This is a genomic window from Chromobacterium sinusclupearum (genome assembly GCF_002902845.1).
Lineage (GTDB): Bacteria > Pseudomonadota > Gammaproteobacteria > Burkholderiales > Chromobacteriaceae > Chromobacterium > Chromobacterium sinusclupearum.
On the sequence record NZ_PPTF01000076.1, the window covers coordinates 8,725 to 21,120 of the forward strand.

Sequence of the window (12,396 nt, forward strand, 5' to 3'; positions counted from 1 at the left end):
GCGCGGACTAGGTCATCAGCGCTTGTTCCTGGGCTGCAGCAGCGATCCGGAAGTACGTTCCTATGGCTTCTACCGCCATCTGGGGTGGGCATCGACCAACCAGACTGACAAATACGGCGACGAGGTGTTGGAGTACGTCTTTTCTGCCATGCCGGCCTGAGGTGCATGGCGGCTGTTTACGATCCTTGGTTGGTTTGCGGGAAGTAGACATGTTTTTGATGCGCCGTCTGCGCATGTTTTCATCAACCGATACCCTAAAGAAAACGCCACCGCGACGCGGTGGCGTATGTCCATCCATCCAGGCCTATGGCAGTGGCGACCAGCGCTCCACGATGATGCCAGGGATGGAAAGCAGCTCTTGCCCAAGTTTTCCGTTGACCTCTATGCGCTGGTACTGCAGTTCGCCCAGCTGCGTCATGTCAGCCCGACTTAAACCATCGAGTCGCCAGGCCTTGCCTTTGGCATCAACCAGCGCCCACCAGCCGCCCACATCCGGACCTTTGCGGACGACTGCGCCCACCCAGCGTTGGCTGGGCGCAACCGTTTGCTGCAGTGGTTGGCTGGCGGCACCTGTGTGGGCGCAACCAGCCAGCACGCTGCCAGCCAGCAGCAAGCATATGAACCTGTGCTTGCATGTTTGCATCAGCGTACCACCAGGATCATGCTGGTGTTGGCCGGAATCTTCACGCCCTTGCGGCTATAGCTATTGCCGTTGATGTTATCCACTTGATAGCTATGGCTCATGGACTGGAAAATCCCGAACAGGCTTTGCGGCGAGGTGGTCTGATATTTCGTCAGATCAAACGCCGCAAACTGGTAGGCACCGTCTGTCTTGGTCGGGAAACCATAACCATTGGGCAAATTCGTGGCCGGCAGCGTGGCGAAGATGCTGGCGCCGAAGCGGGCGTATTCATCGGCTAGGCCGCTGCCGCCATTGCTGGTGATCAGCTTGTCCAAGCAATTGTAGCTGCTGTCGATGCCATAGCTGTCGCCGTCATTGCAGCTGGTGATCAGCTGCTTGTAGATGGCCAAGCCATACCGGCGGTTCAGGAAGGCGCCAAACGCGCCGCCCAGGCTGTATGAGCCGGACGACAGCGTAGACCACTGGTTGTAGCTGACGCCGCCGCCAGTTTGCAGATAGCCTGGGATTCTGACTGAATAGGCCGTATCGTAGCCGCCAAGCAAAGCCGGCGCGATCACATCCTCCGACAGCATGGCCGAGGTTTCTTCCAGCCAGGTGTCATGCGTCGTGCCTCTGACAATCGATCGCTGGTAGAAGTTGGTCATGTGCGTCGCTTCATGCAGCAGAGAGGCAATGGTGTAATTGCGGTTGTTCTTGACCTCGCCAGCGTTGATGAAGAACAGCAAGGCCTGGTTGGAGTTGCTCATTCCGCTGACGGTGCTCAGGTAATTATTGGCTCCATAGAAATAGCCGGCCCAGCCGGTTGATGCTGGAGCATTGACAATGGCGATGTTGATGTCCTGCAGCGCGCCCGGCGAGTCCTGGATTACGCTTCCTTTGTATTTGCTGGGCACGGTCCCCCATACATCGCCCAAGAGGGCATTGAGCTGCGCAAAGCCGCCGTTGCTGCCGCAGACTGCGTTTTTCATCGCAGCCATGTCGTCGCTGCTGACGTTGCCGGACTTGGTGGCGTTCGGGTCCAGCCAGAACACGACATTGCGGCCAGATGGCAGCGTGCACTGGGTGTTAGCCTGGGTGACATAAGGAACGGGGTTGCTTGCGTTGTCCCATAGGTCGTTCCAAGTGCGGGTGTCGCCAATTGCCGCATTGGCGCGGGGGCGGGCAGACATGCGCGCTGCCTGCGCGCGCGCTGCAACTGTTTGCGCCGGCAGGTGAATCAGCTGCTCAGCCAACTGACGATTTTTCTCCGTCATGGCCATTTTGCCGGCATAGGTCCCCTGGTAAGCCATCATCTCGTGAGTGATGACTGCGCGTGCACCAAGCGAAGGCAGAGCGGAGGCAGAGGCGAGATTGCCAGTGCCGGGTGCTGAAGTCATGTTGGTGCCGCCATTAGTGAACACCAAGGTTGCTTTGTTGCCCGGTTTCACGCCCGCAATATTAATGTCTATGGTGGCGTCACTCGACGTGGTGTTGGTGTAACGCCAAGTGCCAATTCCGTTGCCGCTATAGGTGGACGCGTCCACAGCGCCGCAATTGGCGCCCGCGCAATCGGCTACCAGCTTATTGCTGTTTGTTGCTACAACGCCTTGCGCAATGCTGGCGGTGGCCTGGAGGCCGGAAGTGTCGCTAGCCGTTACCGATACGTTGTATGTGCCGGCCTTGTTGAAAGTGTGCGAAACCGTTGCGCCGCTGCCGGCGCTGCCATCGCCAAAGTCCCAGCTGAACGTCAGCGGCAGATTTTGCGGATCGCTAGAGTTGGCGGTAAAAGTCACGCTTTGGCCAATGGCCGCGGTAGTGGCTGAGGATTGGATGGTGGGCGTCGCCGGATTGGGAGCAACGATGGTGATACTTTGCGTGAAGCTGGACGCCTGATTGGCGGTGTTGGACACCGTCACCTTGACGGTATAGCTACCCGACTTTGCATAAGTATGGCTGACGTTCTGGCCCGGAGTGGGGGCGGAGCCATCGCCAAAGTCCCATATGTAGGAAAGCGTCAATCCGGAAGGGTCGGTTGCGCTGGCGGAAAAGGCAATAGGAGCCGTTGCCAGCAAGCTACCCGTGGTTCCAATTGAAATGTTGGGCGTGCTGGGAGCGGTTTGCCGGGTGGTCTGGGTTCCAGGCGAGGTATCGCCGCCACCTCCTCCGCCCCCACCGCAGGCGCTTAACATCAGGGCACTGGCTATACAGGCCGCCATCACTTGCATGCGGGCATTTTTATTCATTTTTTCCATCTTCTTCACTATAAGAACTTTTTTAAAGATATTGTTTATTTTGTAAATAAATGTAAATTAGTATTATCAATATGTAAACACCATTAACGCAACTTCCCATCGCAAGCATTGCAAAAAATGTTGCGAATTTTGTCTATAAATATAAGTTTGATCAGTCAAGCTAAATCACTGAAGCCTGCTAGGCATGTCAGATGGTGAGGGGGAGGCCTCCACTTGTCTGTGGGTGTGAATCGCTCCAGCCCCTGGGTGCTTGCGAGCCGTTGGCGGCCTGTCCCGGCTCCTATAAGCTTTCCTGTTTTATGGAATCAGGCATGAATAGAGGTTTGTATGCGGAAATCGTGGCTGGCTATGGCGGGCTTGCTCGCGCTGTTTCACTCTCCCGTAAACGCTTGCACACTATGGGGCGCGGCAGGGTCGGCCAGCGTGGATGGCACGCTTTTGGCCAAGAACCGCGACTGGAAGCCGGATCATGTGCAGTCCTTGCGCTTGCGTCATCCGCAGCAGGGCTATGCCTATCTGGGCTTGTATGCCGACAACGGCAGTGCGCCCGGCATCAAGGCGGGAGTGAATGAAAAGGGGCTGGCCGTCGTCAGCGCTTCCGCTAGCAGCCTGCCGCGCGCGGTGCGGCTGGCGGACAGTGAGAGGCACGGCATTTTGGCGCAGCTGTTGCGGGATTATGGCTCGCTGGACGAGGTGGCTGCCGCGGCGGATAAGGTGTTTCCGCAGTCTCGCCCGGTGTTTCTGCTGCTGGCTGATGCCCACGGTCTGATGCAGGTGGAAATAGGCCAGCAAGGGCGTTATACGCTGATCCGCCAGCAGAATGGCACCTTGGCGCATACCAATCATTATGCGGACACCGCCTTGCTGGATGCTCCGCAAAAAGTCGGCGCCAGCAGCAGAACCCGGCTGGATCGGGTCCAGTCTTTGCTGGCGCGGCAGCCGCAGCATAGTCTGGCCGAGTTCGAGAAGCTGAGCCAGGATCGCCATGATGGCCCTGACAATAGCCTGTGGCGCAACGGCCATGAATACACGTTGGCCGGCTGGCAAATGGCTTTCCCGCCTGCTGCCGCGCCCAAGCTGCATCTGGTGCTGGCCAATCCCGGCGCCAAGCCGCTGACGCGCGATTACACGCTGGATGCGGCATTTTGGGCGCAGCCGGCTCAGACATTGCTGCCTTGATCCCCCTGGATGAATGCATTTAAGATGTTTTAGGCATAATGTCTTTCGCGTTCAGTCGCAAAGGGGAAGAGCAATGCGCATCCGCAGCGTGTATTTCAAGGTGGCCGAGATGGAGGCGGAGGTGGCGTTTTGGCAGGCTTTTCTGGAAAGGGAGCCGCTGAAGCGGGGTAGCCATTGGTCGGAATTCATGGTGGGCGAAACCCGCTTGGGCATGCTGCTGAATGATTTTGGCGAGGAGCTGCAAGGCTGCGTTGCCGTGCCGGTGTTCGAACTCGCGCAGGAGCAATTGTCGTCTGCCGTGAGCCGCGCCAAAGAGGCTGGCGCGACGGTGGTGCTGGATGGACTGGCCAATCCGCAAATGAACTCCATCGTGCTGGCCTCGCCTGGAGGCAATGAGTTCGAGCTTTGCAATTGCGCGGCCCATGGCTGAGACCGCCAGACTGCGCGAGCAGTTGACCCTGTTTGTGCCGCGCGTCCAGGGCGAGCCGCTGGAGGCGGTGCGCCATGCGCTGGACCCGGTGCAGGCCAGACTCATCGCGGCGCACGTCACGCTGTGCCGCGAGGACGAAATCGCCGATTTGGGCATGGTCCGCCTGTTTGAGCGTTTGCGTGGGGTGGGGCCGTTGCGGCTAGAGTTCGGCCCGGCGGAGCGCTTTCAGGGGCACGGTATTCTGTTGCCCTGCGTCGCCGGCGAGGCGGATTTTCAGGCCATGCGCTGCGAGGTGTTGGGCAGCGCCGCGCGCGGGCATGCTCCGCACCTGACGCTGGCGCACCCGCGCAACCCGCGCGCGGCCGGCAATCTATTGTTGGATAGCCCGGGCCTGCCGCGGCACATCGCCATCACATTCGTCGCGGTCAGCATGATCCGCCAGTACAGCGGCCAACCCTGGCAGCAACTGGGGCGGACGACGTTGGGTCCGGCAGTGGTAAGCGCTGATTAAAAAATGAGCGCATGCATTTTCTCTTTTTCGCTCATGGGCTTGTCTGGTTTATCCACAATCTGTCACCAGGCTTGTTCTTGTGGAATGGGGGAAAGTTCCGTCATTGCTCAAATTTTGAGCGAAAGAGGCAAGTATTTCAAGGTAAAGGGATTTTTCGCCTTGTCCCTAACTTGTCCACAGCCTTGTTCAATCTTGATGTGGATTATGTTTGAAAACGAAAACGCCGCCTGGATGGGGCGGCGTTTCGCTCATGGTGCTTGGTTAGCGGAGTGATCAGGATTCCAGCGCTTCCAGCTGTTCCTGCACTTCCATCCATTCCTCTTCCACTACGGCCAGGCGGCTGGCCACTTCGCCCTGCCGTTTGACGCTGTCGGCCAGCTTCAACTTGTTGGCCTCGTCGTAGGCCTCGCGGGAGGACAGGAAGGTTTCCAGCTGGGCTTTCTCTTGCGACAGCTTGTCCATTTCCTGTTCCAGCTTGTTCAGGCGGTTTTGCAGCGGCTTGCGTTGCTTGGCCAGCTGCTGGCGCGCCTCGGCCTCCTGGCGCTTTTGCTCCTTGCGGTTCACGCCCTGGGCGTCGCCGTCGGATGGTTTGTTGCCTTCGGCCAATTGGGCGATGCGCCATTGCCGGTAGTCTTCCAGGTCGCCATCGAACGGTTGCACCTTGCCGCCGCTGACCAGCCAGAATACGTCGGTGGTGGATTCCAGCAGGCTGCGGTCGTGCGACACCACGATCAGCGCGCCGGTAAAGTCCTGCAAGGCCAGCGTCAGCGCGTGGCGCATTTCCAGGTCCAGGTGGTTGGTCGGTTCGTCCAACAGCAGCAGGTTGGGCTTTTGCCAGACTATCATCGCCAGCGCCAGCCGCGCTTTCTCGCCGCCGGACATCGGGCCGACCGGGTCAGTGGCGGCATCGCCGCGGAAGTTGAAGCCGCCCAGGAAGCTGCGCAATTCCAGCTCGCGCGTGGTCGGCGCCAGGCGCTGCATGTGCAAGAGCGGCGATTCGTCCGGACGCAGCGTTTCCAGCGTGTGCTGGGCGAAATAGCCTATCTTCAGCATCTGCGCGTTGATGCGCTCGCCGGATAGCGGGGAGAGGTCGCCGGACAGCAGCTTGACCAGCGTGGATTTGCCGGCGCCGTTGACGCCCAAGAGGCCGATGCGCGCGCCGGCTTCCACCGACAGGCTGATATCGGACAGGATGGTCTTGTCGCCATAGCCGGCATTGGCCTTGTCCAGCTTCAAGAGCGGATTGGGCAGGTGCTCCGGGCTGTCGAAGTGGAAATCGAACGGCGAGGCGGTATGGGCAGGCGCGATGCGCTCCAGCTTCTCCAGCGCCTTGACCCGGCTTTGCGCCTGGCGCGCCTTGCTGGCCTTGGCCTTGAAGCGGGTGATGAACGATTCCAGATGGGCGATCTGGCGCTGCTGCTTTTCGTACTCGCCTTGCTGGCGCGACAGTTTCTCCGCGCGCATCACTTCGAACTGGCTGTAGTTGCCGGTGTACAGCGTCAGCGTCTGGTTGGCCACTTCGACGATATGGCTGCAGATGGCGTCCAGGAAATCGCGGTCGTGCGAGATCACCAGCAGCGTGCCGGGATAGGCCTTCAGCCAATCCTCCAGCCACAGCACCGTTTCCAAGTCCAGGTGGTTGGTGGGTTCGTCCAGCAGCAAGAGGTCGGAACGGCACATCAGCGCCTGGGCCAGGTTAAGCCGCATGCGCCAGCCGCCGGAGAAGCTGGCCACCGGACGTTGCTGGGCCGCTTCATCGAAGCCGAGGCCGGTCAGCAGCTTGCCGGCGCGGGCCTCGGCGGAATAGGCGTCGATATGCGCCAATTCGCCGTGCAGATGGCCGATGGCGTTGCCGTCGTGCTTGGCTTCCGCTTCGGCCAGCTGGGCCTCCAGCGCGCGCAGTTCCTTGTCGCCGTCCAGCACGTAATCGAGCGCGCTGCGCTCCAGCGCCGGCGTTTCCTGCGCCACATGGGCCATGGTCCAGTTGGGCGGGATCAACATGTCGCCGCCGTCCGCGTGCAGCTCGCCCAGCAGCATGGAAAACAGGCTGGACTTGCCGACGCCGTTGGCGCCGGTCAGGCCGGCCTTGTAGCCTGGGTTGAGCGTCAGATTCGCGCCGATCAGCAGTTCTTTCAGGCCGCGGCGCAGGCTTAGGTTTTTGAGTTGGATCATGATGGTATTGGGCCACGAAATCCACGAAACGACACGAAAAATAAAACTAGCGGAGCAAGCCGCTGATCCAGCGGCGGCCTGCCGGCTTCGGGAGTTGTTCGTGTTCTTTCGCGGTTTTCGTGGCTGATAAAATATTTAGGTTTACACCGCCGGCAGGCTGGACAAATCCCAGCGCGGCTTGATGCTGAAGCTGCCCGGCTGTTCCGCATACTTCACGCGCATGGCGCCGGCAAAGGCGATCATCGCGCCGTTGTCGGTGCATAGCGCCAGCGGCGGGTAGAACACCTCGAAACGCTTGAGGGCGGCGGCATCGTTGAGCGCGGCGCGCAGCTGCTTGTTGGCGCCGACGCCGCCGGCCACCACCAGCCGCTTCATGCCGGCCTGCTTCATCGCGGCGAGCGACTTTTTCACCAGCACCTCGACGATGGCCTCCTGGAAGGCGCGGCAGATGTCCATCCGCGTCTGCTCGTCGATTTCGCCATGCTCGGCTTCCACCTGCTTGGTCATCGTCAATACGGCCGTTTTCAGGCCGGAGAAGCTCATGTCCAGATTGCCGGAATGCAGCATGGGCCGCGGCAGGGTGAAGCGGTCCGGGCTGCCGGATTCTGCCAGTTTGGACAGCAGCGGGCCGCCGGGGTAGGGCAGGCCCAAGAGTTTGGCGGTTTTGTCGAAGGCCTCGCCGGCGGCGTCGTCCACCGTTTCGCCCAGGATTTCATAATCGCCCACGCCGCGCACCGCCATCAGTTGGGTGTGGCCGCCGGAGACCAGCAGCGCCAGGAACGGGAATTCCGGCTTGGGATCGGCCAGCAGCGGCGACAATAAATGGCCTTCCAGGTGATGCACCGGGATCACCGGGATGTTCAGGCCGAAGGCCAGCGCGTTGGCCATGCTGGCGCCCACCATCAGCGCGCCGCCCAGACCCGGACCCTGGGTGTAGGCGATGGCGTCCAGGTCGGCTAGGGTCTTGCCGGCGTCGGCGAGGCAAGCCTCGGTCAGCGGGATGGCGCGGCGAATGTGGTCGCGGCTGGCCAGTTCGGGCACCACGCCGCCGTACTCGGCGTGCATCGCCATCTGGGTGTGCAGCTGATGGGCCAATAGGCCGTGTTCGGTGTCGTAAAGCGCGACGCCGGTTTCGTCGCAGGAAGATTCAATACCAAGTACCAGCATGGGTGCAGCTCGGATATAACGGGACAATCTTTCTATTCTACCGGTGAATCTTTGTCTGCCCAAATCGGCAATGTTAGTCTGATGAAGTTTTTCGATCAAAAAGGGGAGGAGTGCGATGCAGGCGAGACTGAAATGGGTGGATGGCGTGTGCTTCATGGGCGAAACCGGCAGCGGCCACGCGGTGGTGATGGATGGCGCGCCGGAAGGCGGCGGCCGCAATCTGGGCCCGCGGCCGATGGAGCTGGTGCTGCTCGGCACCGCAGGCTGCACCAGCTACGACGTGATCACCATCCTGAAAAAATCCCGCCAGGACGTGCGCGACTGTTGGGTGGAGATAGAAGCGGCGCGCGCCGACGTCGATCCCAAGGTGTTCACCAAGATTCATTTCCATTTTGTCGTCGTGGGACGGGATTTGAAGCCGGACGCGGTGGAGCGGGCGATCAAGCTGTCGGCGGAGAAGTACTGCTCCGCCTCCATCATGCTGGGCAAGACAGCCGACATTACGCATGATTTTGAGTTGCGGGAAGGGTGAAAACAGGTACCTCGCAACAGGATAGAAATTCAACAGTCTGTCATGAAAGGAGCATTCGGGCATGTTCGTCAAAACGCATAAAGGCCGCATCGGCTTGTTGTCGTTTGGTTTTGCGCTGATTGTTTTTGGTCAGTTGATCAGTCTCACCTCTCTGGATCTACGCTCCTGGCTCGGAGGGTTTATGGTCGCCTTGCTTCTCACGCAATTGGAGAGGGCGATTGCTGGCGACAAGGCTGAGAAGGCGGAAGCAAAGGGAGACTAGGCGTGGTATTACAGGGAGGCTGCTAAGCAAATCGCCATATCGTCTTTATGCCTCGGGAATATTTGGTTTAGCATGGCGAGATTGATATTCGCACAACAAGAGGCCAAGACATGAAGCGAACTCTCGTGGTGTTGTCCCTGGCGCTGGCCGGCCTGATGCCGCTGGCGCAGGCCGATGTCAGCAACGGCCACGCCTTGCCGCCGGGCATCGCCTGGCAGCAGGGTGACGTGCCCGCCGCGTTCGCCAAGGCGCGCAGCGAAAACAAGCCGGTATTCCTGTACTGGGGCGCGGTGTGGTGCCCGCCGTGCAATCAAGTCAAGTCCACCATTTTCAACCGGCCGGACTTCATCGCCGCCGCGCGCCAGTTTGTGCCGGTCTACCTGGATGGCGACAGCGACAATGCCCAGCAGCTGGGCGAGCAGTTCAAGGTGCGGGGCTACCCGACGATGATCCTGTTCCGCCCGGACGGCACCGAAATCACCCGCCTGCCGGGCGAGGTGGACCCGCAACGCTATCTGCGCACCTTGCAGCTGGGCCTGACCACGGTGAAGCCGGTGAAGGCGCTGCTGGCCGACGCGCTGGCCGGCAAGCCGCTGGCGGCCGATGACTGGCAGCTGCTGGCCGATTACGCCTGGGATGTCGACCAAGGGCAGATCATTCCGGAATCTGACGTGACGGCCGCGTTGGTCAAACTGGCGCGCCAGGTGCCGGCCGAGCAGGCCGCCACCGCCACCCGTTTGCAATTGAAGGCGCTGGCGGCGCTGGTGGGTGAAAAGCAGCCGCCTGAGTTCGATAAAGCGGAAGCCCGCGCCCGCCTGCTGAACGTGTTGGCCGACGACAAGCTCAGCCGCGCCAATGCCGATATCGTGATTTACGCGGCGGCGGACCTGCTGAAGCTGCTGGGCGATGTGCCATTGCGGACGGCATTCCATGGCCAATTGCAGCGGCTGTCCAATGACGAATCCCTGGCCTGGAGCGACCGACTCGGAGCCGAATCCACCGTGCTGGATCTGTACAAGGCTGAGCATCCCAAGCAGCCGCTGCCGGCCGAGCTGGTGACGGATATTCAGAGCAAGGTGGCGGCGGCGGACAAGGCCAGCGCCAACCCGTATCAGCGCCAGGCGGTGATCACGGCTGCCGGCGAGCTGCTGGCCGATGCCGGGCTGCTGGCGGAGTCCGACAAATTGCTGCAAGGCGAGCTGAAGACCTCGCATGCGCCGTACTACCACATGCTGATCCTGGCCTCCAACGCCAAGGCGCGCGGCGACAAGGCGGCAGCGCTCGATTGGTATCAAAAGGCCTACCAAGCAGCCGAGGGGCAGGCGACGCGGCTGCAGTGGGGCGCCAGCTATGTCGGCAACGCGGTGGAGCTGGCGCCGCAGGATGCCGCCCGGATCGAAACCGCAGCCCAAGAGGTGTTTGCCGACGCGGCCAAGTCCGACAGCGCGTTCTACGAGCGCAGCCGCCGCTCGCTGGAGCGCGTCGCCAGCCGGCTGAAAAGTTGGAACCAGGATGGCAAGCACGCGGAGGCGATCAGCCGCCTGGCGGGCCAGTTGAATGGCGTGTGCGAAAAGCTGCCGGCCGCCGATGCGCAGAAACCGGTGTGCGACGGGCTGGTCAAGAGCCTGAAGTCCTGATCGCCCCCATGCCCCAAGCCCGCCCGCCTGTCTGCGCGGCGGGCTTTTCCATTTCAGGCGTATAATGAGCTTTTGCTTGCAGCTTATTGTGCCGTGTCATCCCCCCGCTACGTAGTCAAAGAGGACGAGGTGACGTTCACCGCGATGCGCGCCCAGGGCGCAGGCGGGCAGAACGTCAATAAAGTGTCGTCTGCCATCCATTTGCGTTTTGACATCGCGGCCTCTTCGTTGCCGGACTGGCTGCGCGAGCGGCTGCTGGGCCTGAACGATCAGCGCATCAGCAAGGAAGGCGTGCTGGTGATCAAGGCGCAGCAGTACCGCACCCAGGAGCAGAACCGCGCGGATGCCTTGCTGCGGCTGCAGGCGTTGATAGATGGCGCCAGCCATACGCCCAAGGCGCGCCGCGCCACCAAACCCACTTATGGCTCCAAGCAGCGCCGGCTGGCCGGCAAATCCCAACGCGCGGCCATCAAGTCGCTGCGCGGCCGTGTGATCGATTAAGCCGGTTTCGCTTGCGCGCCGCGCCAGGCCGGGTACAATGCCCGGCTCGATAATGTACTGAATTGCAAGGAAAACCCGATGTCGAAGAAGCCGCAGGAAAAACTGGATGAGGAAACGCTGGCGCTGCTGGCCTGGTGCGCGGAGGTGGAAACCCATCTGGTGGCGGCCGGCGCGACCGCGGCCGAAGCTCAGGAGCATATCGAAGAGCAGGCTGAATGGTATACCGACCAGTTCTTTGACGGTCTGACGCCGGAAGAGGCTGCCAAGGCCGCGCTGGCATGAGGCAGCGCGTCGCCGTCATCGACTTTGAAACCAACGGCATCACGCCGGGCCGCGATTGCCGCGCCACGGAGATCGGTGTGGCGATAGTGGAAGACGGGCGCGTCGTCGGCCGCTTCCAGAGTCTGATGAACGCCGGCGTGTGGGTGCCGCCGATGATCGAACAGCTTACCGGCATCAGCAACGCCATGCTGCGCGCCGCGCCGCCGGCGCATGAGGTGATGCGCGAGGCGGCGCGTTTTGTCGGCGACACCCCGCTGGCGGCGCATAACGCCAGCTTCGACCGCAAGTTCTGGGACCACGAGCTGTCCTTGCTGGGCCTGGCGCGCCGGCAGGATTTCGCCTGCACGCTGCTGTTGTCGCGCCGCCTGTTGCCGCAGGCGCCGGACCACAAGCTGGGCACGCTGACGCGCTGGGCCAAGCTGCCCGATGCCGGCCGCGCCCACCGCGCGCTGGCCGACGCCGAAATGGCGGCGAATCTGTTGCTGCTGCTCGGCGACACGCTGCAACGGCAGTTCCATCTGCCGGACATCGACCACGCGTTGTTGTGCAAGCTGCAGAAGGTGACGGCGGCCAAAGTCAAACCGTATTTGCTGGATTTGCAGTCGAGGCAGGTAGGCTGAATCGCATGAAAAAGCGGAAGCCGTGGCTTCCGCTTTTTGTTTCGCGCCGAGCGATGCTTCACCCGGCGTCATAGCCTGCGCGGCATCCGGCGCTAGCCGGAATCAGCTGATCTGCAGCGGCGGGAAGGACTTGACCAGGTCGTCGATGGCCTTGATTTCCGCCAGGAACGGCTCCAGCAGCGCCAGGGGCAGGGCGCTGGGGCCGTCGCACTTGGCCTCGGCCGGGTTC

13 protein-coding genes and 1 pseudogene are annotated in these 12,396 nt (G+C 61.4%); 9 read left to right on the forward strand and 5 right to left on the reverse strand.

All coding sequences use genetic code 11. The features are described from left to right. Positions 1–304: 304 nt before the first annotated feature. The gene (locus tag C2134_RS17930; RefSeq protein WP_146042201.1) at positions 305–613 is read right to left on the reverse strand and encodes a hypothetical protein; all 309 of its coding nucleotides are present in this window, start codon (positions 611–613) and stop codon (positions 305–307) included. A gap of 29 nt (positions 614–642) precedes the next feature. Next, positions 643–2,874, reverse strand: a complete 2,232-nt coding sequence (locus C2134_RS17935) for a M30 family zinc metallopeptidase (RefSeq protein ID WP_103321461.1) — start codon at positions 2,872–2,874, stop codon at positions 643–645. A gap of 423 nt (positions 2,875–3,297) precedes the next feature. On the opposite strand from C2134_RS17935, the gene C2134_RS17940 reads away from it, so the two are divergent. The 3 genes from C2134_RS17940 (at position 3,298) to C2134_RS17950 (ending at position 4,994) form a co-directional block, all read left to right on the forward strand. After that, complete coding sequence (locus C2134_RS17940) at positions 3,298–4,053, forward strand: carcinine hydrolase/isopenicillin-N N-acyltransferase family protein (RefSeq protein ID WP_158248808.1); 756 nt, start codon at positions 3,298–3,300, stop codon at positions 4,051–4,053. Between the two features lie 73 nt (positions 4,054–4,126). Next, positions 4,127–4,483 (forward strand): VOC family protein, encoded by a 357-nt coding sequence (locus C2134_RS17945; RefSeq protein WP_103321463.1) that lies wholly within the window; start codon positions 4,127–4,129, stop codon positions 4,481–4,483. Beyond that, positions 4,476–4,994 (forward strand): 2'-5' RNA ligase family protein, encoded by a 519-nt coding sequence (locus tag C2134_RS17950; protein ID WP_103321464.1) that lies wholly within the window; start codon positions 4,476–4,478, stop codon positions 4,992–4,994. The genes C2134_RS17945 and C2134_RS17950 overlap by 8 nt, the downstream gene beginning before the upstream one ends. Before the next feature lie 273 nt (positions 4,995–5,267). Here C2134_RS17950 and C2134_RS17955 read toward each other — a convergent pair whose 3' ends face one another. Both C2134_RS17955 and tsaD read right to left on the reverse strand, forming a co-directional pair. Beyond that, entirely contained in the window at positions 5,268–7,166 is a 1,899-nt protein-coding gene (locus C2134_RS17955; RefSeq protein ID WP_103321465.1) for an ATP-binding cassette domain-containing protein, read from the reverse strand. Positions 7,167–7,307: 141 nt separating this feature from the next. Next, positions 7,308–8,333: a tRNA (adenosine(37)-N6)-threonylcarbamoyltransferase complex transferase subunit TsaD gene (gene tsaD, locus C2134_RS17960; RefSeq protein WP_103321466.1), complete on the reverse strand. Its 1,026-nt coding sequence runs from the start codon at positions 8,331–8,333 to the stop codon at positions 7,308–7,310. Positions 8,334–8,448: 115 nt separating this feature from the next. On the opposite strand from tsaD, the gene C2134_RS17965 reads away from it, so the two are divergent. The 6 genes from C2134_RS17965 to C2134_RS17990 all read left to right on the forward strand — a co-directional run bounded on the left by C2134_RS17965 (position 8,449) and on the right by C2134_RS17990 (position 12,167). Beyond that, positions 8,449–8,865: an OsmC family protein gene (locus C2134_RS17965; RefSeq protein ID WP_103321467.1), complete on the forward strand. Its 417-nt coding sequence runs from the start codon at positions 8,449–8,451 to the stop codon at positions 8,863–8,865. Positions 8,866–8,926: 61 nt separating this feature from the next. Then, a complete protein-coding gene (locus C2134_RS17970) occupies positions 8,927–9,127 on the forward strand; it encodes a hypothetical protein (protein WP_103321468.1) in 201 nt (66 codons plus the stop codon). A gap of 110 nt (positions 9,128–9,237) precedes the next feature. Further along, entirely contained in the window at positions 9,238–10,764 is a 1,527-nt protein-coding gene (locus tag C2134_RS17975) for a thioredoxin family protein (protein WP_103321469.1), read from the forward strand. A 93-nt stretch (positions 10,765–10,857) separates the two neighbouring features. After that, positions 10,858–11,265 carry an alternative ribosome rescue aminoacyl-tRNA hydrolase ArfB gene (gene arfB, locus C2134_RS17980; RefSeq protein ID WP_071110451.1) on the forward strand — a complete coding sequence of 136 codons (408 nt, stop codon included), beginning with the start codon at positions 10,858–10,860 and terminating at the stop codon, positions 11,263–11,265. 78 nt (positions 11,266–11,343) lie between these two features. Beyond that, positions 11,344–11,547: a hypothetical protein gene (locus C2134_RS17985; RefSeq protein WP_103321470.1), complete on the forward strand. Its 204-nt coding sequence runs from the start codon at positions 11,344–11,346 to the stop codon at positions 11,545–11,547. Next, on the forward strand, positions 11,544–12,167 hold the full coding sequence (locus C2134_RS17990) for a 3'-5' exonuclease (RefSeq protein ID WP_103321471.1): 624 nt from the start codon (positions 11,544–11,546) through the stop codon (positions 12,165–12,167). The genes C2134_RS17985 and C2134_RS17990 overlap by 4 nt, the downstream gene beginning before the upstream one ends. Before the next feature lie 102 nt (positions 12,168–12,269). Here the strand turns inward: C2134_RS17990 and C2134_RS17995 are convergent. Continuing rightward, positions 12,270–12,396: pseudogene (locus C2134_RS17995) on the reverse strand (3-deoxy-8-phosphooctulonate synthase); the annotation flags it as partial.

Bases quoted from the DNA above. Each gene is read 5' to 3' on its own strand.
- C2134_RS17965 (WP_103321467.1), top strand. From the start codon at position 8,449: ATGCAGGCGAGACTGAAATGGGTGGATGGCGTGTGCTTCATGGGCGAA.
- C2134_RS17935 (WP_103321461.1), bottom strand. From the start codon at position 2,874: ATGGAAAAAATGAATAAAAATGCCCGCATGCAAGTGATGGCGGCCTGT.
- tsaD (WP_103321466.1), bottom strand. From the start codon at position 8,333: ATGCTGGTACTTGGTATTGAATCTTCCTGCGACGAAACCGGCGTCGCG.
- C2134_RS17970 (WP_103321468.1), top strand. From the start codon at position 8,927: ATGTTCGTCAAAACGCATAAAGGCCGCATCGGCTTGTTGTCGTTTGGT.
- C2134_RS17975 (WP_103321469.1), top strand. From the start codon at position 9,238: ATGAAGCGAACTCTCGTGGTGTTGTCCCTGGCGCTGGCCGGCCTGATG.
- C2134_RS17985 (WP_103321470.1), top strand. From the start codon at position 11,344: ATGTCGAAGAAGCCGCAGGAAAAACTGGATGAGGAAACGCTGGCGCTG.
- C2134_RS17955 (WP_103321465.1), bottom strand. From the start codon at position 7,166: ATGATCCAACTCAAAAACCTAAGCCTGCGCCGCGGCCTGAAAGAACTG.
- C2134_RS17990 (WP_103321471.1), top strand. From the start codon at position 11,544: ATGAGGCAGCGCGTCGCCGTCATCGACTTTGAAACCAACGGCATCACG.
- C2134_RS17945 (WP_103321463.1), top strand. From the start codon at position 4,127: ATGCGCATCCGCAGCGTGTATTTCAAGGTGGCCGAGATGGAGGCGGAG.
- C2134_RS17950 (WP_103321464.1), top strand. From the start codon at position 4,476: ATGGCTGAGACCGCCAGACTGCGCGAGCAGTTGACCCTGTTTGTGCCG.